This is a genomic window from Pseudomonas arsenicoxydans (assembly GCF_006438915.1).
GTDB classification, from domain to species: Bacteria; Pseudomonadota; Gammaproteobacteria; order Pseudomonadales; family Pseudomonadaceae; genus Aquipseudomonas; species Aquipseudomonas arsenicoxydans_A.
Window position 1 is genome coordinate 480,773 of the sequence record NZ_RCZE01000003.1, and the last position, 21,653, is coordinate 502,425.

The 21,653-nt window shown below is 58.3% G+C and carries 19 protein-coding genes and 4 tRNA genes; 6 read left to right on the forward strand and 17 right to left on the reverse strand.

Features of this window, described 5'->3' with window-relative positions:
* Nucleotides 1-10: 10 nt before the first annotated feature.
* The 9 genes from EAH78_RS08875 to EAH78_RS08915 form a co-directional block, all read right to left on the reverse strand.
* Nucleotides 11-334: a hypothetical protein gene (locus tag EAH78_RS08875; protein ID WP_140667215.1), complete on the reverse strand. Its 324-nt coding sequence runs from the start codon at nucleotides 332-334 to the stop codon at nucleotides 11-13.
* A gap of 443 nt (nucleotides 335-777) precedes the next feature.
* A complete protein-coding gene (locus EAH78_RS08880; protein ID WP_140667216.1) occupies nucleotides 778-1,197 on the reverse strand; it encodes a hypothetical protein in 420 nt (139 codons plus the stop codon).
* Nucleotides 1,198-1,389: 192 nt separating this feature from the next.
* The gene (locus EAH78_RS08885; protein WP_140667217.1) at nucleotides 1,390-1,707 is read right to left on the reverse strand and encodes a hypothetical protein; all 318 of its coding nucleotides are present in this window, start codon (nucleotides 1,705-1,707) and stop codon (nucleotides 1,390-1,392) included.
* Nucleotides 1,704-6,362 (reverse strand): RHS repeat-associated core domain-containing protein, encoded by a 4,659-nt coding sequence (locus EAH78_RS33230; protein ID WP_140667218.1) that lies wholly within the window; start codon nucleotides 6,360-6,362, stop codon nucleotides 1,704-1,706. Before EAH78_RS33230 ends, EAH78_RS08885 begins: the two co-directional genes overlap by 4 nt.
* A gap of 241 nt (nucleotides 6,363-6,603) precedes the next feature.
* On the reverse strand, nucleotides 6,604-7,008 hold the full coding sequence (locus EAH78_RS08895) for an SEL1-like repeat protein (RefSeq protein ID WP_140667219.1): 405 nt from the start codon (nucleotides 7,006-7,008) through the stop codon (nucleotides 6,604-6,606).
* Nucleotides 7,009-7,380: a hypothetical protein gene (locus EAH78_RS08900; protein WP_007898892.1), complete on the reverse strand. Its 372-nt coding sequence runs from the start codon at nucleotides 7,378-7,380 to the stop codon at nucleotides 7,009-7,011.
* The gene (locus tag EAH78_RS08905; protein ID WP_140667220.1) at nucleotides 7,377-7,718 is read right to left on the reverse strand and encodes a helix-turn-helix domain-containing protein; all 342 of its coding nucleotides are present in this window, start codon (nucleotides 7,716-7,718) and stop codon (nucleotides 7,377-7,379) included. The genes EAH78_RS08900 and EAH78_RS08905 overlap by 4 nt, the downstream gene beginning before the upstream one ends.
* Before the next feature lie 104 nt (nucleotides 7,719-7,822).
* Nucleotides 7,823-8,287, reverse strand: coding sequence for a YkvA family protein (locus EAH78_RS08910; RefSeq protein ID WP_140667221.1), 465 nt, complete (start codon nucleotides 8,285-8,287; stop codon nucleotides 7,823-7,825).
* A 293-nt stretch (nucleotides 8,288-8,580) separates the two neighbouring features.
* Complete coding sequence (locus EAH78_RS08915) at nucleotides 8,581-9,294, reverse strand: FKBP-type peptidyl-prolyl cis-trans isomerase (RefSeq protein WP_140667222.1); 714 nt, start codon at nucleotides 9,292-9,294, stop codon at nucleotides 8,581-8,583.
* Between the two features lie 269 nt (nucleotides 9,295-9,563).
* Between EAH78_RS08915 and EAH78_RS08920 the strand changes: the two genes are divergently transcribed.
* Both EAH78_RS08920 and EAH78_RS08925 read left to right on the forward strand, forming a co-directional pair.
* A complete protein-coding gene (locus EAH78_RS08920; protein WP_140667223.1) occupies nucleotides 9,564-11,372 on the forward strand; it encodes a di-heme-cytochrome C peroxidase in 1,809 nt (602 codons plus the stop codon).
* Nucleotides 11,369-12,502, forward strand: a complete 1,134-nt coding sequence (locus EAH78_RS08925; protein WP_140667224.1) for a catalase family protein — start codon at nucleotides 11,369-11,371, stop codon at nucleotides 12,500-12,502. Before EAH78_RS08920 ends, EAH78_RS08925 begins: the two co-directional genes overlap by 4 nt.
* Nucleotides 12,503-12,594: 92 nt before the next feature.
* Here EAH78_RS08925 and EAH78_RS08930 read toward each other — a convergent pair.
* From EAH78_RS08930 to EAH78_RS08945, 4 genes are all read right to left on the reverse strand, one after another.
* Nucleotides 12,595-12,671: transfer RNA gene (locus EAH78_RS08930), tRNA-Asp, on the reverse strand.
* Between the two features lie 15 nt (nucleotides 12,672-12,686).
* Nucleotides 12,687-12,762 (reverse strand) — tRNA-Val (locus EAH78_RS08935).
* 199 nt (nucleotides 12,763-12,961) lie between these two features.
* Nucleotides 12,962-13,038 (reverse strand) — tRNA-Asp (locus tag EAH78_RS08940).
* A gap of 19 nt (nucleotides 13,039-13,057) precedes the next feature.
* Nucleotides 13,058-13,133 (reverse strand) — tRNA-Val (locus EAH78_RS08945).
* 161 nt (nucleotides 13,134-13,294) lie between these two features.
* Between EAH78_RS08945 and rdgC the strand changes: the two genes are divergently transcribed.
* The 3 genes from rdgC to sugE all read left to right on the forward strand — a co-directional run bounded on the left by rdgC (nucleotide 13,295) and on the right by sugE (nucleotide 15,759).
* On the forward strand, nucleotides 13,295-14,215 hold the full coding sequence (gene rdgC / locus EAH78_RS08950) for a recombination-associated protein RdgC (RefSeq protein WP_046032934.1): 921 nt from the start codon (nucleotides 13,295-13,297) through the stop codon (nucleotides 14,213-14,215).
* 145 nt (nucleotides 14,216-14,360) lie between these two features.
* Nucleotides 14,361-15,326, forward strand: coding sequence for a bile acid:sodium symporter family protein (locus EAH78_RS08960; protein WP_140667225.1), 966 nt, complete (start codon nucleotides 14,361-14,363; stop codon nucleotides 15,324-15,326).
* 118 nt (nucleotides 15,327-15,444) lie between these two features.
* Nucleotides 15,445-15,759: a quaternary ammonium compound efflux SMR transporter SugE gene (gene sugE, locus EAH78_RS08965; protein WP_027922462.1), complete on the forward strand. Its 315-nt coding sequence runs from the start codon at nucleotides 15,445-15,447 to the stop codon at nucleotides 15,757-15,759.
* A 115-nt stretch (nucleotides 15,760-15,874) separates the two neighbouring features.
* Here the strand turns inward: sugE and EAH78_RS08970 are convergent, their stop codons facing one another.
* The 4 genes from EAH78_RS08970 to EAH78_RS08985 all read right to left on the reverse strand — a co-directional run bounded on the left by EAH78_RS08970 (nucleotide 15,875) and on the right by EAH78_RS08985 (nucleotide 20,652).
* Nucleotides 15,875-17,749: an MFS transporter gene (locus EAH78_RS08970; protein ID WP_140667226.1), complete on the reverse strand. Its 1,875-nt coding sequence runs from the start codon at nucleotides 17,747-17,749 to the stop codon at nucleotides 15,875-15,877.
* 98 nt (nucleotides 17,750-17,847) lie between these two features.
* Nucleotides 17,848-18,999, reverse strand: coding sequence for a TDT family transporter (locus EAH78_RS08975; protein WP_140667227.1), 1,152 nt, complete (start codon nucleotides 18,997-18,999; stop codon nucleotides 17,848-17,850).
* A 105-nt stretch (nucleotides 19,000-19,104) separates the two neighbouring features.
* The gene (locus EAH78_RS08980) at nucleotides 19,105-19,416 is read right to left on the reverse strand and encodes a cupin (protein ID WP_140667228.1); all 312 of its coding nucleotides are present in this window, start codon (nucleotides 19,414-19,416) and stop codon (nucleotides 19,105-19,107) included.
* Between the two features lie 42 nt (nucleotides 19,417-19,458).
* Complete coding sequence (locus EAH78_RS08985; protein WP_140667229.1) at nucleotides 19,459-20,652, reverse strand: MFS transporter; 1,194 nt, start codon at nucleotides 20,650-20,652, stop codon at nucleotides 19,459-19,461.
* Between the two features lie 165 nt (nucleotides 20,653-20,817).
* Here EAH78_RS08985 and EAH78_RS08990 point away from each other — a divergent pair, with 165 nt between their 5' ends.
* Nucleotides 20,818-21,354, forward strand: coding sequence for a TetR/AcrR family transcriptional regulator (locus EAH78_RS08990; RefSeq protein WP_140667230.1), 537 nt, complete (start codon nucleotides 20,818-20,820; stop codon nucleotides 21,352-21,354).
* Nucleotides 21,355-21,653: the final 299 nt, after the last annotated feature.

Here is a 21,653-nt window from a genome sequence, read left to right on the forward strand (position 1 = left end):
GATCATCACGCTACTCCGACGGCATTGCCCGCAACCGCCGCCCGATCACATCCAGCACATCACAGCCATCGCGCAACGGGATGGCGCACAGCAAGGCAAAATCGCTGAGGATGAAGGATTCACACTCAACCGATCCGCGCATCGACATGTTCTCCAGCACTTGCGTGACGGCGCGGATTCGATAGTTGGCGGCGTCGTATAAAACATCGAGCGGCGCGTGGGTATCGACGAACAGCGTGGGCATGTCAGTGCAGTTGCTGGTGAGGGCCATGAAGCGGTTTTTGGGATGGGGGATTGGTTTTTCGTAGGGTGGATCTGGCGTTAGCGTCGTCATTTGTAAATTCCATGAGTATGAAAATGAGCTGCCAAACGCACCCTCCTACAGGTTTAGGTGGCAGCCATACGCAGGAGTAGGAGTACCGAGCACTCATGAACCTCGGTCACGCCGAAGCGTGTCCCGCGCACAGCCGCCGCGAACGATCATATGGGCACGAGTTAAGTGCCGCAATCAAACGACAGAGCTGTTGCATCATGAGAAAGGGCTCCTACACCCTGCCACCACTTGCGCGGTGACAGCCAAAGACTATCCCTGCAACCAATCGCCCACCAGTTCATGGAAGCCGACACAACTTGAAGGAAACTTCCGATGAGCTTGCCCGGAAATTTCGTAATAGTTACGAGTTCTTTAAACAATACTTAAACATTCCGTAGTGCTGGCAATTGGCAATGCGAATGCCGACGCGGAGGATTCCAGACTGATAGGCGCCACCTTCTCCATCACCAGCTGGCCCGATCTTCAACGCTCGCTAAAAGAAGATCTTCCTTCCATGCCTCCTGAGCCAACATATAGACATCTTGAAGAAACCCACGGGGATCCTCCAATGCATACCACTCACCACGCGGCCAACTACCTGCATCTTCTTCATCTATATCAAACAAACTCTGAAAATCATAAGACGCATCGCTTAACTTTTCCGCTAGAAAATCCATGAGCACGAACTTATGTCTATAGGACAGATAACCTAGATTCAAACTGTATCTTTTGATCAGCTCCGCTCTGTCAAAGCGATCATTAGGATCAAATACCTCCAGTTCCGCGCCCAGAGTTTCCTCACGATCATAAACATCAAAGACGCCAATAAACCACATCAAATCGGGTTGAAACTCTTCATTTAAAAATGGATCTCGCAACATCATTTTCTCTCCAAAGGAAAACCAGTAAAAGGCCGTAGCACAATATTCTTATCGAACTTAACTTAAAACCAATTCAGTTCTTCATTTAGTGTTGGGTTACGAGCGTCTTTCTTGTTCGGTTTATGAAAAAAATGGGTCGGATTTATTTGTCGCTCTGAAGCCGGCAGCAAAAATAAATCCATCCCCTTTGGCACTTCAATCACACTTTTCAACAGTGTATCCGCTCGCTATCACTGTCAAAACAATGTTGCATTCGCGAGCACAAGTGAAGCAGTAGTTTAGCCCGACTTCCGAAGCGTCAATCAAAAACAACTCCTGCGACAACGATGTCACATCCTTCGCAAACATCTCCGACACCTCCACACCTATTGCTCCAACAGACTTAACACCTAATACATTTTCAAAGATAATTATCCAACGCTCCTCCTGCCAGTCAAGAAACTCTATAAAGACCCGTTCGCGCTCACACGTCATCTTTTCAATGGTGCCGTCTGAAACTGTAAATTCTGTCATTTCAATATACCTGGATGTTTCTCACCGGCAATAAAGCCAGTTCCGTGCCCGAGTTGATAGCCTTCAGGTTTGACTTTTATAACCTCCCTATTTCTATCCGCCTGATTCCAACTTAAATTATTAGGCTTGAGCTCTAAATGATAGTGTTCACCATGATGCCTCGCATTAAATGGTCCAGCATCTCCGGGGTGACTTTCAAATCTAATAATAGTGTCCGCGTTAGGTCGCCACGTCATTCTTTGACTTCCATGTTGAGTCTGCGAAATTTTGGGCTGGACGCCTAACACTTCCGTAAGCTCGTTTGGATCTTCTGGAAATTGAGTGTAAGCCTTCGGCAGCTTCGGCTCACCTTCATCAACCCTAACACCAGCGGTATCATCCGGCGCCTGACACCCAGGTTTATTCGGTGGCGGACAGTTCCCGCTCAACCCCAACGGATCAACCCACCCCGTCGGATTCGGCGTGTACTGGTACTGATTCAGCCCACCCGCCAACTTCACCGGGTCCGGCGTCAGATACCGGCCAACCTGCGGATCATAGTACCGATGCCGGTTGTAATGCAGGCCGCTCTCAGCATCAAAGTACTGCCCCTGAAAGCGTAGGGGCTGCTCAAGCTGCTCGCCCCCGCCGAACGCCAGGTGCGTGACTTTGCCGTAGGCGTTGTACTTCGCCGACCAAACAATCTCGCCACCAAAATCGGTCAGTTCCTGCGGCGTCCCGAGGTGGTCGAGTTGGTAGTAGAACGGGCAGGCCTTGCGTGGGCCTTTGCCGTCGAGCATGGCCAGCGGGCGGAAGCTGCCGGGTTCGTAGACGTAGCTGCGGTAGTGCTCGCGGCTGCTTTCGGCGACGAGGTTATCGCCTTGCCAGAAGAATTCGGTGGTGTGGCCGTCGACGGTTTTGGCGATGCGGCGGCCGAAGGCGTCGTAGCGGTAGCTGGCGGTGCGACCGTTCGGAGTGGTGACGCCGACCAGGCGATGCTGGCAGTCGTAGCGGTATTCGGTGACGAGTTTTTGCCCGGTGCCGCGGCGTTCGCGGATCAGGTTGCCGAAGGCGTCGTAGTCGTAGTGGCGGTCGCCTTGTAGGAGAAGTCGATTACCTACCACTTTCGCGGCGCCGGGGCGGTCCTGCATCAGCAGGTTGCCGGCCGGGTCGTGGGCGAAGGATTCCGGCGGGGTGTCGCGGGTGTGGCGCACGCGGGTCAGGCGGTTGAGCGGGTCGTAGGTGTAGTTGCGTTGGCCGTGGCGGGTGTCGGCGATATGGTCGAGATTGCCGTTGGCGCTGTAGGCATAGTCGCGGCGATACAGCGGTTGTTGCTGTTGGCTGACGGCATGGGCTTGCAGGCGCCCCTGATCGTCGTAGGCAAAGTCGCTGAGCAACTGGCCTTGTTGGCGTTGTTGCTCACGGCCGAAGGCAAATTGGTGGCCGGTGAGCCGCGCGCCGTTGAGGTCGATGGCGGTCAGCGCACCGCCCTTGGCGTGGTGGTAATCGAGTTTGCTGCCGTCGGGCAGGCGCAGGCGATTGAGTTGGCCGCAGGCGTCGTAGCCATAACGCAGCGTGCCCCAGCCCTGATGCTCGGTGATCAGCCGGTCTTGTGGGTCGTATTCGAATTCCAGCGGATGGTCGTGACCGTCGTCGACGCCGATCAGCCGGCCGAGGCTGTCGTAGCGGTATTCAACCTTGAGGCCGTCGGGCAGGGTTTTGACCCGCAAGCGCCCGGCCGAATCTCGCTCATACGCAGTGATCAGCTGCGCGCCGTCAGCGCCAAACTCGGTTTTCTCCAGCAGCTGGCCATTGAGGTCGTAGGCGTACGCCGTGCGTTGGCCGTCGAATCCGGTTTCCTGTCGGATCAATCCGCCGGGGGTGTAGTCCAGCTGATATTTTTCGCCGGATTCGTTTTCGATTTCCGTGAGCAACAGCTGCGCGTTGTCGTAGCGATACTTCAGCTGGGTGCCGTCGGCATTGAGCCGGCGGCTGACCAGGTGCAGGTCGTCGAGGTATTCATAGCGCGTGATGCGGCCGAGTTCGTCACGCTCGGCGGTGATCTTGCCGTAAGCGTTGTAGCTGTAGGCGCGGCTGGCGCCGGTAGGAAGAATCGTCTGGATCAGTCGGCCAACAGCATCCCATTGCGACTGGGTGACCGCGCCATGTTCGTCCTGACGGGTAAGCTGCCGGCCCAGCGCATCGTAGGAAAACCGTCGCACGCCACCATCGGGCAGCGTTTCCTCAACCAGTTGCCCCAATGCGTTCCAGACGAACACATGCCGACTGGTGTCCGGGTAGCGGATCGACAGTAGCTGACCTTTGTCGTCGTAGTGGTAATGGGTGACCTGACCGTCAGGATCGGTCGCTTCGGTGATGTCACCCTGGGCATTGCGCTGATACTTCCACACCGCTTTGCCGCGATAGCGGGCGTGTAGGAAGCCGTTGCGATACTCGTAGGCCGTGGGCTCGTCTTCCGGCGGAATCAGCGCCACCAGCCGTCCGACTTCGTCGTAACGGTATTCAGTCACCGCCCCGAGCGGGTCCTGCTCGGCGATCAGCCGGCCTTCATCGTCGTAGGCCTTGAGCTGTTCACCGCCGTCCAGTTCGACCTTGCGCCCCAGCCGCGCCCGCTCGTCGTGGACGTAAACCTCTTCGCTGCCGTCGAGGTTGTGCACGGTGACGCTGCCCGCGTCATCCCAGACGTAGCGCGCATCCATCTGCGCAAACGAGGCCCAATGGCGGACACATCGGGCAGCCTTGCCGGACCGTTCCCACGCCCAGAAGAAACTCGCCCCACCGGCCAGTTGCCGCTGGAGAATGACGTGCTGGTCGTCGTAGTCGTAGCGTTCGCTTTCACCGGCGGCGTTGCTGGCTTCGATCAGTTGTGCGCGTTCGTCGTAGGTGTAACTGACCAGGGTTTGCTCGGTCTTCCAGGACTCATCGAGGGTCTCGGCCGGGACAAATACCTGGTAGTCGACGGCGACAAAATGGCTGCGCTCATAACGCAAGCGCAAGGCGCGGCCGGCGCCGTTGTCGAGACGCTGGATGCGCTCTTGGCGGTCGCGGGTGATGCGCAGGCGGTTGTCGTAGGCATCGCTGATCGCCGTCAGTCGACCGTAGTGAAAGTGATAAAACCGCGTCTCGTCACCGGCCTGGGCGAGGATCAGTTCTTCGGCTTCGGCCCCGAGATAAATCGCCGCGCGCGACAAGCTGTTGTGAATCGCCGGGCGTTCAGCGGTCGGCAACGGGAAGGTGGTGCGACGGTTTTCGTGGTCGATCCAGATGACGCTGTCGCCGTCGATGTCCAGTCGATGGGAAAGCGAATGGCTCCAGCCAAAACCGAGGCCACCATCGATTTCGGCAGCGCTGGTGCGATAGAGCCGGGTGAAGTCGAACGGCAGGCGGCCGTCCAGCGAACCGTCGGTGAGGGTCAGCAGTTCTTCGCCGGTGACCATCGACACCGGGCATTTGTTGGTGGCGGTTTTATTGGCGGAATCGGCGGCGTCGCCGTTGGGGTTTTTCGCCTGATCCGGGGCGTTGTCGTAGTGTTCGTTTTGCTTGAGGGTGGTGTTGCGTTTGGCATCCCAGCGTAGTTGCATGCGGCCTTGTTTCAATCCGGCCGCGACACCGCGTGCGGCGACGGCTTTGTACTGGTCGACGTACTTCATGAAGGTGGTGAGGATGTTGAACGTTGCCTCGACGAAACGTATCGCGAGACCGGCCAATACCATCCCGTACTTGATGCCACGAAGCTTCAGATAGGCTACGGCGACGGGGATACCGACACCCGTGAATGCCAGTGCCGAGGCAATCAAAATATCGATCAGCACCGAGACGATGACGTGGCTGGCAACCTCTGCCGACTTACCGGCCATTTCACTGGGCGGTAACGCCGATAGCCACAAACTCGCAGCCCGAAACAACAAACAAAGTGCCGCTTCATCACTGGCCAGCAGCATGGCTTTTTCCATCGCTGCGGGAGATTGCTTCGCCAAATCGATGAGTTGCTGCGCACCGCTGCCAAGCTTTTCAAGGTGAGCGCCAGGATTTTTAAGGATGTCAAAGACAAGGCTCAGGCCATCCCATAGCCCCATGACCGCAGCCCAACTACCCGCCAGCAATCCATTCCCGGCGGCCGCAAACGTCGACTTCGACCACTGCGGCTTAAACCCCTCCCACTCTTTGCGCAGCCATGATTCCAGTTGCTGTGTCAGGCCATCGTAGGACGTGAAAAGATCATCGACTTGCTGCGGTGTTACTTCGTCATTGACGCGAATGCGATAGAACTTGCCCGCTTCCCCCGTAAAAGTGCCTTTGCCATTTTCATCGAGCTTGACCGGTGTGATCTTGCCGCCATCCATGGCAATCACATCAACCGAAATATTCCCCAACGGAATGTCATAAACCGATTCGAACTTGCTCTCGATCTCTAGCGTTTTGCCCTTCGAGCACTGCACGACGGTAGAGAAAAATTCGTCGTCACCACTGCTCACTGTGGTGATGGCGTCGCCGAAACGAATGATCCGCTCCATACCCATCAACGAAGGCAAATCAGCAATGTGACTGGCTTGGTCTGCCGCTTGGCTAAACCAGCGTTTCAGCTGTTCACGGTAGAGAGACAGGGTGTCTGGAAAACGGTCGAGCTCCTGCTCGATGCGGGCGATGTGCGCCATCAACGCACCGAACGGCATGAAGTGAGGTGGAAAATCGGGTCGAACATGAGCAATCCCTCGCGCAGAAAATGGGCGCGCGAGACTTTGCGGGGGATCAATCAGGAAAGAAGTCAGGGAAGTAGGATATGGACGTAGGACAAATCTTTAATTAACGATCGATAAACAACAAACAGCCCTAAACGAAAACGTGGCGTGAAGTTTCCCTCATGCCACGTTTGTACTTCAGACACCGGCGGTGTTACTACCCATCACCCCGAGCCGTCAACTCTTTCAACTTGAGCTCAGCCAACGGATGCCCGGCCTTCGCAGCCATTTCCCACCAGCGCTTAGCTTCAGCTGGATCCGGCGCCTTGCTCGGCGTTCCAGCCAGACTGATCACCCCAACCTGATACGCCGCCTTGCCATCCCCCGCCAACGCCGCCAGGCGCAGCAATCGCACGCCCTCCTCGCGAGCCCCAAGGCCGACGCCGCGGAAGGTCAGGATGTGGCCATAGAAGCTTTGAGCGCCGACGTCACCCAGGTTCGCCATACGGGCGAACTGGCCTTCGAGCCAGCTCCAGCCTCGCGGTTGGCGCACGAACCATGACCAGTGAAACAACCGGCGGGCCAGCCAGTAACCGGCCCGGGCCTTGAGTTTTAAAAACACTCAGGCCTCGGCTGATTCGGGGTATTCGTATTCGAACACACGCACCACTTCCGATGCGTGCCAGGAGGCGGCGGCGACACCGTCGGACGGCCCGGAGAAACGCCCCAGGCGCTCGACACATTCAAAGAAGCCGGTGCGCGGCAGACGGCTGGCCCCCTGGCTGATCACCAGCGAGCTGCGCAGGGGTTGCTCGGCCCGGGCATCCAGCGCGGCCAGATGTTCGAGCGCAGCGGTGAGGGTTTGCATGGCCGGTGTGGGCAATTGCAAACGCTCCAGCAACGCTCGATAGGTCAGAAGATGACGCTGACGACGCGCCTGATCCAGTTCACCCAGCAAACCGTCCCAATGTTGACGACTGATGCGTACGCTCACGATTCATCCCTCCACCCTGGCACCGTCAATTCCCAGGCCAGGCTGCGGCGAATCGCAGCGTCGGGTAGACGCTCGCCACTTTCGATCAAGGCCAGATAAGACGGGCTGATGCCTACCGTGCGGGCGAGCGCCTCGATGGCGATGCCCTTCCCTTCGCGCAAACTGCGTAGTTGATCCAGACCTGGAAGAATCTGGTCTGGTGTTGCCGTGCGATGCACTGGCGCGTCTGGCGCCGGTTGTTCGTTGATGCCTGCTGCTTTCAGTAGAGCCTGGTACTGAGCCCACGGTAAAACTGCATACTCGGGCTCGCCTTCGCGTGTGATTATCTGAATATCCATGACTTCCCCGTAGGACAACGACACTTTGCGAGTCGGCACTTTTCCCTAGAAGTGTAATCCTAACAGCGGCCAAGGTCGCGCGGGGGTATCAATAAATTGGATCCTCAGTCGCCCCGTTTCTTTTGGGGACCCTGGAGCTGAAGTTTCTCCGGGGTATCGGGCAGGCGTTCGACCACCGCCAGCTTCTCCGGCACCTGACGTTTGCGCCAGGCGCGGAAGGCATTGAGTTCGTCGTCGAGGACTTTCATCAGCCAGGCCAGGACGGCGATGTCATCGAGCATGCCGAACACCGGAATGAAATCCGGGATGGCATCCACCGGGCTGAGGAAATACATCAGGCCGGCGACCACCGAGACCAACGCCTTCGGGCTGACGGCACGGTATTCCCCACGCCAGTAGGCCAGGCACAGCGCCTGCAACAAGCGCAGATCGTCCTTGACCTTGCCCAGGCGATTGCCCTGGCTGGCACCTTTGCTGGCGACGGCGAACAGCAGCGTCGGCAAGCGCCCACGCGCGAGCAGGCGCCCGGCGAGGGGCAAGAATCGAGCGAAATTCCAGGGTGCTTTCATCATTCCTCCCACTGAAATGTTATCCACACAAATTGTGGATAACCTTGTGAACAGAGCTGCTTTTCACGGCTGAAAGCCCCGTTTCATAAGGGTCCGGCTCAGATCGGGCGTTTTTTACTCACATAAAAAAACCCAAGATTTCATTGACTTGGCGCGCCGGCGCGGCTAGCACGGGCGTCTTCAATGGCTATGACTCCAGCGTACAGCAACCGTTCGCTTTGTTTACCTGCGCCGAACCCCGGATGCAACAACGCCCCGCATAAGCGAGGCGTTGTTGTCAAAGTAGACGCTGATTACTTGGCGGCGTCTTCTTTGGCTGGATCTTTGATCGCCAGCAGTTCCAGGTCGAATACCAGCACCGAGTTGGCTGGAATCGCCGGGCTTGGGCTTTGGGCGCCGTAAGCCAGTTCGCTAGGGATGTACAGCTTGTACTTCTCACCAACGTGCATCAGTTGCAGGCCTTCGACCCAACCCGGAATCACACCGCTGACCGGCAGATCAATCGGGCTGCCGCGCTCGACGGAGCTGTCGAAGACGGTGCCGTTGGTCAGCTTGCCGGTGTAATGAACAGTCACTACGTCGGTCGGCTTAGGCTGTGGGCCATCGGCTTTCTTTTCCACTTCGTATTGCAAGCCCGAGGCGGTAGTCACTACGCCAGCTTTCTTGGCGTTTTCTTCGAGGAACTTCTTGCCGGCAGCTGCCGACTCTTCGCTCATCTTGGCCATACGCGTTTCAGCACGCTTCTGCAGTGCGGCGAAGGCTTCGACCAGCTCCTCGTCTTTGAGCTTCTGCTCTTTCTTGCCAACGGCATCTTCGATGCCCTGGGCTACGGCTTTGGAATCCAGGTCATCCATGCCTTCCTGAGCCAGGCTTTTGCCCATGTTCAGGCCAATACCGTAGGAAGCTTTTTGCGCCGGAGTCTTCAGCTCTACACTGGTCTGCGAATCACAACCCGCGAGTACCAGGCTAACCAGGGCTACCGCCGCCGCCAACCGATGCTGTTTCATGCTATTTCCTTGTTCATGCGCCTAAAGGGCAATCGAGTAAAGCCGCGAGCTTATCAGGCGGCCACGACCAATGGCTACCGGCATGAGAGCTGGAAACTTCTGATAAGTTCAGGTGTTTTAACGCATTTGCGGATTGGCATCATGAAGCTTCTGTCATCTGGCACCTACAGCAGCTGATCCCGTATCCCACAACATCTGGCGTAATGGCCACTTGCCGCACCCCGGACGCTAAGGCATAAGAGAGCCACAACTCGACAAGGATGTTTATCTTGCGCCTCTTATTTCGCCTGCTGATGCTGGTGGCTGTGCTGCTGGGACTCGGCCTGGCCGTGGTTCTGTACTACGTCGCCAATCCGAAACTGCCGACCTGGTCGCCTGCGCAACAGGTGCACTACCTGGAGCAATGGAGCGCTGAAGACCGCCAGGCTTACTACTTCACGCCCCAGGGAACCCAGGTCAAAGGCTTGCGCTATGACTGGTTCAACGTCCTTGAACTGCCCTTCTCGCAACAACGATTTGCCTCGCCCGAGTACCTCGCCCGCTTTGGTTTCCTGATCGATCCGGGCCAGAAAGCCACGCCAGACAACCCGGGGAATTTGCCCCTAGGTTTTGCCCGTCACCAAAACCCCGGCAGCCGAGACGAGTTTCTCGACATCACGTGTGCCGCTTGCCACACCGGTGAATTGCGCTTCAACGGCCAGGCGATCCGCATTGACGGCGGCTCGGCGCAGCATGTCTTGCCTTCCAGTGTTCCTACGTTGAAAGGCGGCAGTTTCGGACAAGCGATGGTCGCCAGTCTGACCTCGACTTACCTCAATCCGTGGAAATTCGAGCGCTTCGCCCGCAATGTGCTGGGCGAGGAGTACGACGCCCGGCACCAACAATTGCGCGAAGACTTCAAAGCGTCCCTCGTTACCTTTGTGAAAATCGCCTGGAACGATACCCATCGCGGGCTCTACCCCACCGAGGAAGGACCGGGCCGTACCGACGCCTTCGGGCGCATCGCCAACGCCACGTTCGGCGATGCGATTTCAGCCGACAACTACCGAGTGGCCAATGCCCCGGTGGATTACCCGCAGTTGTGGGACATGTGGACGTTCGACTGGGTGCAGTGGAACGGTTCGGCGCAACAACCCATGGCCCGTAACATCGGCGAATCCCTGGGTGTGGGCGCCACACTGAGTTTCTTCGATGCCAACGGCCAACCGCTCAAAGGTGACGGACGTTATCCGTCGAGTGTGCGGTTACGCGAGCTGCACCAGATCGAAGAAACCTTGCAACGGCTCAAACCACCCGCCTGGCCGCAAGAGCTACTCGGCGCTGTCGACAAGCCGCTGGCGGCCAAGGGACGCGAGTTGTTCAGCGAAAACTGCGCCGGCTGCCATTTGCCCCGCACTGTCGACAGTGACGGACGCTGGGTGCAACACCTGAAAATGCTGCCGGTGGATTTCATTGGTACAGACCCGGGCGCCGCCAACAACATTGCCGACCATCGCTTCGACCTCTCCGCCCTGCAATGGGATCTGGCGGAACTCAAGCAGCTTGACGTGCATTTGCAGCCGACACCCACTGAACCGCTGGATTTGAGTCAGCTGTCATCAGCCAAAGGGCTCGCCTACATCACGGCTTTCGTCGGAAACCGCGCCTACCGTGACGCGAACATTCCTGCCGCTGAACAGCCCGCCATGAATGGCTTCGGCCTGCCGATTGGCGTACGTGAGCTGCGCGCCTATAAGGCAAGGCCGTTGGCAGGCGTCTGGGCCACGGCGCCGTTTCTGCACAACGGCTCGGTACCGAGCATTTACCAACTGCTCTCGCCTCAAGATGAACGCGCAACGACCTTCTATAAAGGTACGTTCGAGTACGACCCGCAACATCTCGGCTATCGCACCGAGGCCTTCACCAATGGCTTTGTGTTCGACACGCGCATCACCGGCAATCACAACAGCGGTCACGAGTTCCGCGCCGGCCAGCGTGGCAACGGCGTGATTGGCCGCTTGCTGCAACCGCAGGAACGCTGGGCGCTGTTGGAATACCTGAAGGTATTGGGCGGCCCGCTGGAGGCGCAATTGCCATGAGCAGACTCTGGATGCGCTTTGGCGCTTTTCTCGGCAAGACCCTTCCGTGGTTTCTCGGCCTTGGTGTGCTTGGTTATGCGCTGGCGATGGCATGGTTCGCCTGGCAGCACAGCGGGCCTGTTTCAGCGCAAGAAGTGATACCGGATGGCGAAGCCGCCATGACTCAGGACGTTATTCAGACTGCGGTGCGCATCGTCGATCAACACCGTGAGAACACCCGCTACCTGCGCGATGCCCATGCCAAGGCCCATGGCTGCGTGAAGGCCGAGGTTCAAGTGTTGCCGGACCTGACCACTGAACTGCGCCAAGGCGTGTTCAGCGAGCCCGGCAAAATCTGGAAAGCGACGATGCGCCTGTCCAATGGCAACGCATATCCGCAGTTCGACAGCATCCGTGATGCCCGGGGCATGGCGCTCAAATTGCTCGATGTGCCCGGAAAACAGCTGCTCGGCGATCAACAACGTCGTGGCGAACAGGACTTTGTGATGTTCAGCCACCCGAACTTCTTCGTCAGCGATGCCGCCGAGTACCGTCAGAATGTGGCGGCCCAGGCGGACGGCAAAAATCTGATGGCGTTTTTCCCTGCCTGGGACCCGCGGACGTGGCAGGTTCGCCATCTGTTTATCGCCTTGGCAACCCTGTCACCCGCCCCGGAAAGTCCGACGAAGACCACTTACTTTTCGGTCTCGCCCTACAAGTTTGGTGAAGCCAATGCCAAATTCCGCGTGATGCCGGACGCTGATAGCTGCCCGGCCTACACCCTGCCCGCGCAGAACCAGAAGTTGCCAAACTTCCTGCGCAATGCACTGAACCAGCAATTATCGACCGATCGGGTGCCAGCCTGCTTCGTCCTGCAAATTCAGCGTCAGGACCCAAGCCAGTACATGCCCATTGAAGACACCAGCATAGAATGGAGTGAAAACGCGGCGCCGTTCCAGACCGTGGCGCGCATCAAAGTACCCGCGCAAGATTTCGACACGCCGGCTTTGAATATCCAATGCGACAACCAGTCGTTCAATCCATGGTTTGGTCTTGAGGCTCATCGGCCGATTGGCGGCATCAACCGACTTCGCAAAGCGGTGTATGAAGCCGTAAGTGACTACCGGCACAGTCGTAACGCCGAGCAATAAGCGCAATTGCCAAACGCCAGACAGCAGAAAGCCCGCATTAAGCGGGCTTTCTGTGTGGTGACCTGGCGTTCAGCGTTCCAGATTACCGAATATGGCGCAGCGGACGGGACTCGAACCCGCGACCCCCGGCGTGACAGGCCGGTATTCTAACCGACTGAACTACCGCTGCGCGTAGCGTTGAAAGTGGTGGGTGATGACGGGATCGAACCGCCGACATTCTGCTTGTAAGGCAGACGCTCTCCCAGCTGAGCTAATCACCCTTTACCTTCGTTGCGGGGCACATTATGCCACAGGTTTTTATAAAGTGTTGATTTAATTGAATATTTTTTCAAATAAATCTAAAAACCGGTGAAACGATGCAACCTGCAGGAACAACGGACAATCTACAGACAGAAAAAAACCCGCGTGAGCGGGCTTTTCCGTGGTGACCTGGCGTTCAGCGTTCCAGGTGACCGAATATGGCGCAGCGGACGGGACTCGAACCCGCGACCCCCGGCGTGACAGGCCGGTATTCTAACCGACTGAACTACCGCTGCGCGTAACACTGAATGCGAATGGTGGGTGATGACGGGATCGAACCGCCGACATTCTGCTTGTAAGGCAGACGCTCTCCCAGCTGAGCTAATCACCCTTCACGTTCGGTGTGGCGCGCATTCTACGGAGCGACCTCACCTCTGGCAAGCACTTTTTTAAATAATTTTCTCAGGCCTTCCAAAGGCTTAGCGAAGGGTTGGCCTATGGCGCCGCTAAGAGAATAATGCCCCCCTTTGTATATAAGGAGAGACTTACCCCATGTGGTTCAAAAACCTGCTTATCTATCGCCTGACCCAAGATCTGCCTGTTGATGCCGAGGCGTTGGAAACTGCACTGGCCACCAAACTGGCGCGTCCATGTGCAAGCCAGGAGTTGACCACCTACGGTTTCGTCGCGCCATTCGGTAAAGGCGAAGATGCGCCGCTGGTCCACGTCAGCGGCGACTTCCTGCTGGTCTCTGCGCGTAAAGAAGAACGCATCCTGCCGGGCAGCGTCGTGCGTGACGCCGTGAAGGAAAAGGTCGACGAGATCGAAGCCGAGCAAATGCGCAAGGTCTATAAGAAGGAACGCGATCAGATCAAGGATGAAATCATCCAGGCGTTCCTGCCGCGTGCCTTTATTCGTCGCTCCTCGACGTTCGCCGCCATCGCGCCGAAACAGGGCCTGATTCTGGTCAACTCGGCCAGCCCGAAACGTGCCGAAGATCTGCTGTCCACCCTGCGTGAAGTGATCGGCACCCTGCCGGTCCGTCCACTGACGGTAAAAATGTCGCCAACCGCCACCATGACCGAATGGGTCACCACCCAGAAAGCCGCGGACGACTTCTTTGTGCTGGACGAATGCGAGCTGCGTGATACCCACGAAGACGGCGGCATCGTGCGTTGCAAGCGTCAGGACCTGACCAGCGAAGAAATCCAGTTGCACCTGAGCACCGGCAAAGTAGTCACTCAGCTGTCGCTGGCCTGGCAAGACAAGCTGTCGTTCGTCCTCGACGACAAGATGGTAGTCAAGCGCCTGAAGTTCGAAGACCTGCTGCAAGATCAGGCGGAACAGGACGGCGGCGAAGAGGCCCTGGGCCAACTGGACGCCAGCTTCACCCTGATGATGCTGACCTTCGGCGACTTCCTGCCGGCGCTGGTTGAAGCGCTGGGCGGTGAAGAGACTCCGCAAGGGATCTAAAGCCTTGTGATATCAATTGTGGGAGCGGGCTTGCTCGCGAATAGGGACTGTCATTCAACGATGATGTTGACTGACACTCCGCTTTCGCGAGCAAGCCCGCTCCCACATTTGATTTGTGGTGTTAACTAATAATAAGGATCAGACCATGCGCGCACTCGCTGCATTAAGCCGCTTTGTCGGCAACACCTTCGCTTACTGGGTACTGATTTTCGCGGTCGTGGCGTTCCTGCAACCGGCGTGGTTCATCGGCCTCAAAGGCGCGATCGTGCCACTGCTGGGGTTGGTAATGTTCGGCATGGGCCTGACCCTCAAACTCGAAGACTTCGCCGAAGTCGCCCGCCATCCATGGCGCGTGGCGTTGGGCGTGGTTGCACATTTCGTGATCATGCCCGGTGTGGCGTGGTTGCTCTGCCAGGCGTTCCACCTGCCGCCGGAAATCGCTGTCGGCGTGATTCTGGTCGGCTGCTGCCCAAGCGGCACTTCGTCGAACGTCATGACCTGGCTGGCACGCGGCGATCTGGCCCTGTCGGTGGCCATCGCCGCCGTCACCACCCTCCTCGCCCCGCTGCTGACCCCGGCGCTGATCTGGCTGCTGGCTTCGGCGTGGTTGCCGGTGTCCTTCATGGAGCTGTTCTGGTCGATTCTGCAAGTGGTGCTGTTGCCGATCATCCTCGGTGTGGTTGCGCAACGCGTGCTCGGCGCCAAGGTGCGCCACGCGGTGGAAGTGTTGCCGCTGATTTCGGTGGTGAGCATCGTGATCATCGTCACCGCCGTGGTCGCCGCCAGCCAGGCGAAGATTGCCGAGTCCGGCCTGCTGATCATGGCCGTGGTCATGCTGCACAACAGCTTCGGTTATCTACTGGGTTACTTCACCGGGCGCCTGTTCAAGCTGCCGTTGGCCCAACGCAAATCACTGGCGCTGGAAGTCGGCATGCAGAATTCCGGGCTGGGCGCCGCGCTGGCCAGTGCACACTTCTCGCCGCTGGCGGCAGTGCCGAGTGCGTTGTTCAGCGTGTGGCACAACATTTCCGGGGCGCTGCTCTCGACGTACTTCCGTCGAATGAGCGAGAAAGAAGACCGGGAAATCGCTGCGCGACAGGCTACTGAATAAGCCGAAACTTGATCCCCGGGTTAATGATGGGCACTCTATCGCGCAACGCGAGGACGACCTCGCGGCTCGATCGAGTCATTAATCTGGGGACGACCCCGTCAATCGATGGAGGTCTTTCATGTCCTGGATCATCCTGTTTTTCGCCGGCCTGTTCGAAGTCGGCTGGGCCGTTGGCCTGAAGTACACCGACGGTTTCAGCCGTCCGCTACCCACCGCGCTGACCGTCGCAGCCATGGCCATCAGCCTTGGGTTGCTGGGTCTTGCGATGAAGGAATTGCCGCTGGGCACCGCCTATGCGATCTGGACGGGTGTCGGTGCGGTCGGCACGGTGATTGCCGGGATCATTCTGTTTGGTGAGTCGATGGCGCTGTTTCGGCTGGCCAGCGTGGCGTTGATCATTGCCGGGTTGGTTGGGCTCAAGGTTAGCGCTTAAGCCACTACCGCTTTCGCGAGCAAGCCCGCTCCCACATTTGATCGCATTCCATCTGGAGGAACTCGATCTAGTGTGGGAGCGGGCTTGCTCGCGAAGGGGCCCGCACATTCACCGACTATCTAACGGTGCCGCGCAACTCGCCAACCATCGCTTGCAACGCCGCCGGCTCCGCCGCCTCAACCGCCACCGCCGGCCCCGCCACCAACGTCACCCGGGACCACAACCGGCGAAACAACCCCTTGCCCGGATCGCGGCTGAAGAAACTCCCCCACAACCCCTGCAACGCCAGCGGAATCACCGGCACCGGTGTTTCTTCAAGAATCCGCGTCAGCCCTCCCTTGAACTCATTGATCTCCCCGTCAGCAGTCAATTTGCCCTCCGGGAAGATGCACACCAACTCGCCATCCTTCAGATACTGCGCAATCCGCTTGAAGGCTCTTTCGTAGATTTGAATGTCTTCCTGACGCCCCGCGATCGGAATCGTCCCTGCCGTGCGAAAGATAAAGTTCAGCACCGGCAAGTTGTAGATTTTGTAGTACATCACAAAGCGAATCGGCCGACGCACCGCGCCGCCGATCAGCAGCGCATCGACAAACGACACGTGATTGCACACCAGCAGCGCCGCGCCCTCATCGGGAATCAGATCCAGATTGCGATGTTCCACACGGTACATGGAATGGCTGAGCAGCCAGATCATGAAGCGCATGCTGAACTCGGGGACGATCTTGAAGATGTAGGCGTTGACGCCGATGTTCAGCAGCGACACCACCAGGAACAGCTGCGGAATCGACAGCTTGACCAGGCTCAACAAGATGATCGACACAATCGCCGACACCACCATAAACAGCGCATTGAGAATATTGTTCGCGGCAATCACCCGCGCCCGCTCGTTCTCGGCGGTGCGCGACTGGATCAGCGCGTACAGCGGCACGATGTAGAAGCCACCGAAGATCCCCAGGCCGAGGATGTCGATCAACACCAGCCAAGTGTGACCAAAGCCGAGGATTTCGACCCAGCCATGGCCGGTCGCGCTGTCCGGAATTCCGCCGGAATGCCACCACAACAGCAAGCCAAAGACGGTCAGGCCGAACGAGCCGAACGGCACCAGGCCAATCTCGACTTTGCGCCCGGAGAGCTTTTCACAGAGCATCGAGCCGAGCGCGATCCCCACCGAGAACACCGTCAGAATCAGCGTCACCACGGTTTCGTCGCCGTGCATCCACTCTTTGGCATAGGCCGGGATCTGCGTCAGGTAAATCGCCCCGACGAACCAGAACCACGAGTTGCCGACAATCGAACGCGATACGGCGGGCGTCTGCCCAAGACCCAACTTCAACGTGGCCCAGGACTGGCTGAAAATGTTCCAGTTCAGACGCATTTGCGGCGAAGCGGCCGCTGCTCGTGGAATGCTGCGACTGGCCAGGTAACCCAGCACGGCAACGCCGATGATCGCGCTGGAGACAATAGGCGCGTAGTGACTGGAAGACATCATGATCCCGGCGCCGATGGTCCCGGCGAGAATCGCCAGAAAGGTGCCCATTTCCACCAGTCCGTTACCGCCGACCAGCTCTTCTTCGCGCAGGGCCTGGGGCAGGATCGAGTATTTCACCGGCCCGAACAGCGCCGAATGCGTGCCCATGGCAAACAGCGCGAGCAGCATCAACGACAGATGATCAAAGACGAAACCCACCGCGCCGACCGACATGATCGCGATTTCGCCGAGTTTGATCAGACGGATCAGGCGGTCCTTGGCGAACTTCTCGCCGAACTGCCCGGCCAATGCCGAGAACAGAAAGAACGGCAGGATGAACAGCAGCGCACAGAGGTTGACGTAGATCGAGCGGTCACCGTCGATGGTCAGTTTGTACAGAATGGCGAGGATCAACGACTGCTTGAAGATGTTGTCGTTGAACGCCCCGAGGGACTGGGTCACGAAAAACGGCAGGAAGCGCCGGGTACGGAGCAAGGTGAACTGCGAGGGGTGACTCATCTTCCATGTGTCCCTGATGTTAGGTAGCGAGTGGCGTGGATACGGTTATTGGAATGCCGAACGTCGATCCAGGCCACACATTACCTAATCTTTGCAGGTTATTTCTTTAATCCTGCAATGCACGGCGAGACAAACAGCTCACCGCGCCACGCGCCTTGCAACGTGCGCCGGGCAACGATCAGCCACATGACTGCCAGCAACGCCACCAGCACGCAGCCAAACACACTGAAAAACGTCAGGTTCAAAGTGCTGGCCAGTTTCAACGTCGCCAGCGAGTAGACGCCCAACGGGAAGGTAAATCCCCACCAGCCAAGGTTGAACGGGATGCCGGCGCGCAGGTAACGCAGGGTAATCAGCACCGCGATCAGCATCCACCACAAACCGAAACCCCACAGGGTGATCCCGGCCACCAGCCCCAGGCCGGCGGCGATTTCACCGATGCCTGGCAAACCGTTGGCTGCGAAGATGACCGGCGCGTCCGCCCCCAGCAGCAACATACCCAGTGCCCCGGTACCAATCGGACCCAACGCGAGCCAGCTGGAGGCGGCCATGTTTTCGTGGGGCAGTTTATGCAGCGCCATGCGCAGCAACAGGATCGTCAGGATGCTGAAGGCTACCGGCAGGGAAAACGCCCAGAGCACGTAACTCGTCACCAGCACCACCAGTTGCGAATGGGCGTCCGCCAAGTGCGGCGCCAGCAAGCCACCGCTGGCAGCAGCGACTTCCGCGGCCACCACCGGCAACAGCCAGACCGCAGTCATTTGGTCGATGCTGTGCTCCTGACGAGTGAACATCATGTAGGGAATCAGCACGCCACACGCCAGCGACATCGCCACGTCCAGCCACCAGAGCATTTCGGCAATATCGATCACGCCATCGCCCCAACGTGGCAGGCCGAACACCAGAAAGCCGTTGATGATGGTCGCAAGTCCCATGGGAATGGTGCCGAAGAACATCGAGACCGTGGAGTGGCCGAAAATCCGCCGGGCTTCGTCGAAGAACAGCACCCAGCGAGCGGTGTACACGGCGGTGAAGACGGCGAACAGGAAAATATTGAACAGCCACAACCCTTCGGCGAACGCGCGCAAACCGGGAATGTCGAGGGGTAATTGCGCCAGTGCCAATGCGAGCACCCCGGTGCCCATGGTCGCGGCGAACCAGTTGGGCGTGAATTGACGGATGACTTCACGCGGGTGCTGCAAATGGCTGAACGGTTTGATACCGGTTGTGACGCTGTTAGGGCATGTCATGGCGAACTCCTGTCCTCTGGTGAGGTGGAGCCCATGGTAGAACTGAATCGAATATCTATATAACGGGTAATATCTCTATAACTTATCTGTTTTGCAGATATAGCCTCAGACACTGCCTTCCGATTCGATCACCAGAATCCGCGCCGCGCCCTGCGGATGCGCCACATGCTCGGTGCCGACAGAGGCATAAAAGATATCGCCGACCTCCAGAAGCGCTGCCTTCTCGATGCCCTCTTCGCGATAACGCATCTGCACCTGCCCATCCAGCACCACGAACACTTCCTGGCCATCGTTGACGTGCCATTTGTAAGGCTGATCGGTCCAGTGCAAACGGGTGGTGATGCCGTTCATGTTGGCGATGTCCAACGCGCCCCAGGCACGCTCAGCGGTGAAGGATTTGCTGCGAATGATCTTCATGGGGCGGTCCGTCGAAATGAATGGCGAAGCCAAGGCTAGCGATCAACGCACATCAGCGCCACAGGCTTTCAACGAGCGCTGACGCAGCAAGGCCAGCAAAGCGCCAACGGAGAGCACGATTAACACGGCACCGTAGCCGTCTGTGGTCGCAACCAGGCCAAAGCTTCGCGTCAGGTTCCCGGCCAACAGAGATGGCAAACAGAACGCCAGGTAACTGAGCACATAAAACGCCGACATCAGACCCGCGCGATCGTGAGGTAGAGCCAACGGCACCAGACTGCGCACGGCCCCCAGAAAACCGGCACCGAAACCACAACCGGCGACGAGCGTGCCGAGGAAAAACAACGGCAGGCTGGCGCTGTGAACGCCCAGCAAAACCAGAACGATCCCCGTCGGCAGCAGGCTTGCTCCCAACTGCAGCGCCAACACGGCTGGGCGATTGCGCAGGGTGAAAATCATCAACGCCCCTGTCACCGTCAGCGCGGCCACAGTCGAACCGGCAATCAGGTTCGAGGTGGAGCCGGTGGCCGTGCGCACCAACGAAGGTGCCAGGGACGCATAAAAACCGCCGAGCGCCCACGTCGCCGTATTCAGCGGCAGTACCCGCCATAAGGTCGAGCGCGCCTGAACCGGCACATGCAAGGTCGGCCGCAGCGAAGCCCAAGCCCCCGGCTGACGCGACACACTTTCCGGCAAACGCCAGATATACACGGCCTGCAACGCAAACAGGACGAGCAGCAGCCAATAAGTCAGGTGCAACGGCGCGGGTGCAAATTCGGCGAGCAAACCACAGCCCAACCCGCCCAGGGCCATGCCAAGCAACGGCGCAACGCTGTTGATCAGCGGCCCCTGTTGACGGTCGGTGTCGAGCAGCGTGGCACTGAGCACGGCGGTCGCCATGCCGGTGGCAAACCCTTGCAGCACCCGGGCACTGATCAGCCACGCGACGCTGTCAGCGTTGATAAACAGCAACATCGCCAGGGCATTCAACACCACGGCGCTGAAAATAACCGGTTTGCGCCCAAGGTGATCCGACAGCGAACCGACCGTCAGCAGCGCCGCCAACAAGCTGAAGGCGTAGACGCCGAAAATCAGGGTCAGGGTCGCGGCCGAGAAGTGCATCTGCTCTTGGTACAAGCGATACAACGGCGTTGGCGCCGTGGAAGCTGCGAGAAAACTGAGTAAAGTGATCGCCAGAAACCACAGGCTTGCACGATTTGAATGAGAACTGGACATCGGCACACTCCGCAAAAGTCTCCGCAAAAGCTAATTTTTCGCTTTTGCGGAGTGTGCTACTGGTCAGCGCTTAAAGCAAATTCTTTGTGTTAAGGTCCGATGCATGGCTTTTAGAGCCGAGGCTTTTGCCCGACGGCAAGTCTCGGCGAGAACAGGAAACAGGTAATGACAGGCCCCACTTTACGTCCCGGCGGCCGCAGTGCCCGGGTTCAGGAATCGATTCACAAAGCTGTGCGCGAACTGCTCGAAGAGCAGGACCGCGCCACTGTGACCGTGCCACAAATCGCCGCGCGCGCGGGGGTTACGCCGTCGACTATCTATCGGCGCTGGGGAGATTTGTCGGCATTGTTGGCGGACGTCGCCCTCGCCCGCATGCAGCCGGAAACCGCATCGGCCGATACCGGCAGCCTGCGCGGCGATGTGCAGGCCTGGGCGGAACAGTATCTGGACGAGATGAGCTCCGAACCCGGCCGCAACATGCTGCGCGACGTGCAAGCCAGCCTCAAGCCGAGCTACTGCGCGACGATCATTGGCGGGCAGCTGCAGATGATTCTGGATCGTTATCCGAATGAGCCGAAACCGAGTGTCGATCGGCTGATCAACATGGTGGCAGCGCCTATCGTGTTTCGAATCCTGTTTTCCGAGGCGCCGTTGGAGGTTGAGGAGCTGCATCGGTTGATCGCGATTGCGTTGAATCAGTGAGGCCGCCTTCGCGAGCAAGCCCGCTTGTGTCTTGCGCAGGAATTAGACTGGTGATGAGAGCGGTGAGTGGCAAGCTGAACGCCCGGAGTGCTTAAAGCACGTGTGGGAGCCCACGCTGCCATTCACCCCTCCACTCTGGTTATTGAGCCCGAACAGTTGAACGAGCCTACCTCGAACAGTTACAAGCGTGGAGCCCAGCCAGAGCGCTCTCACCTTTGAGTGTAAGAGGGTTTGGCTATGTTTTCCTGCGCAGGCATCGACGTTTCTAAAGACAACCTTGAAATCCGGATCAATCCGCA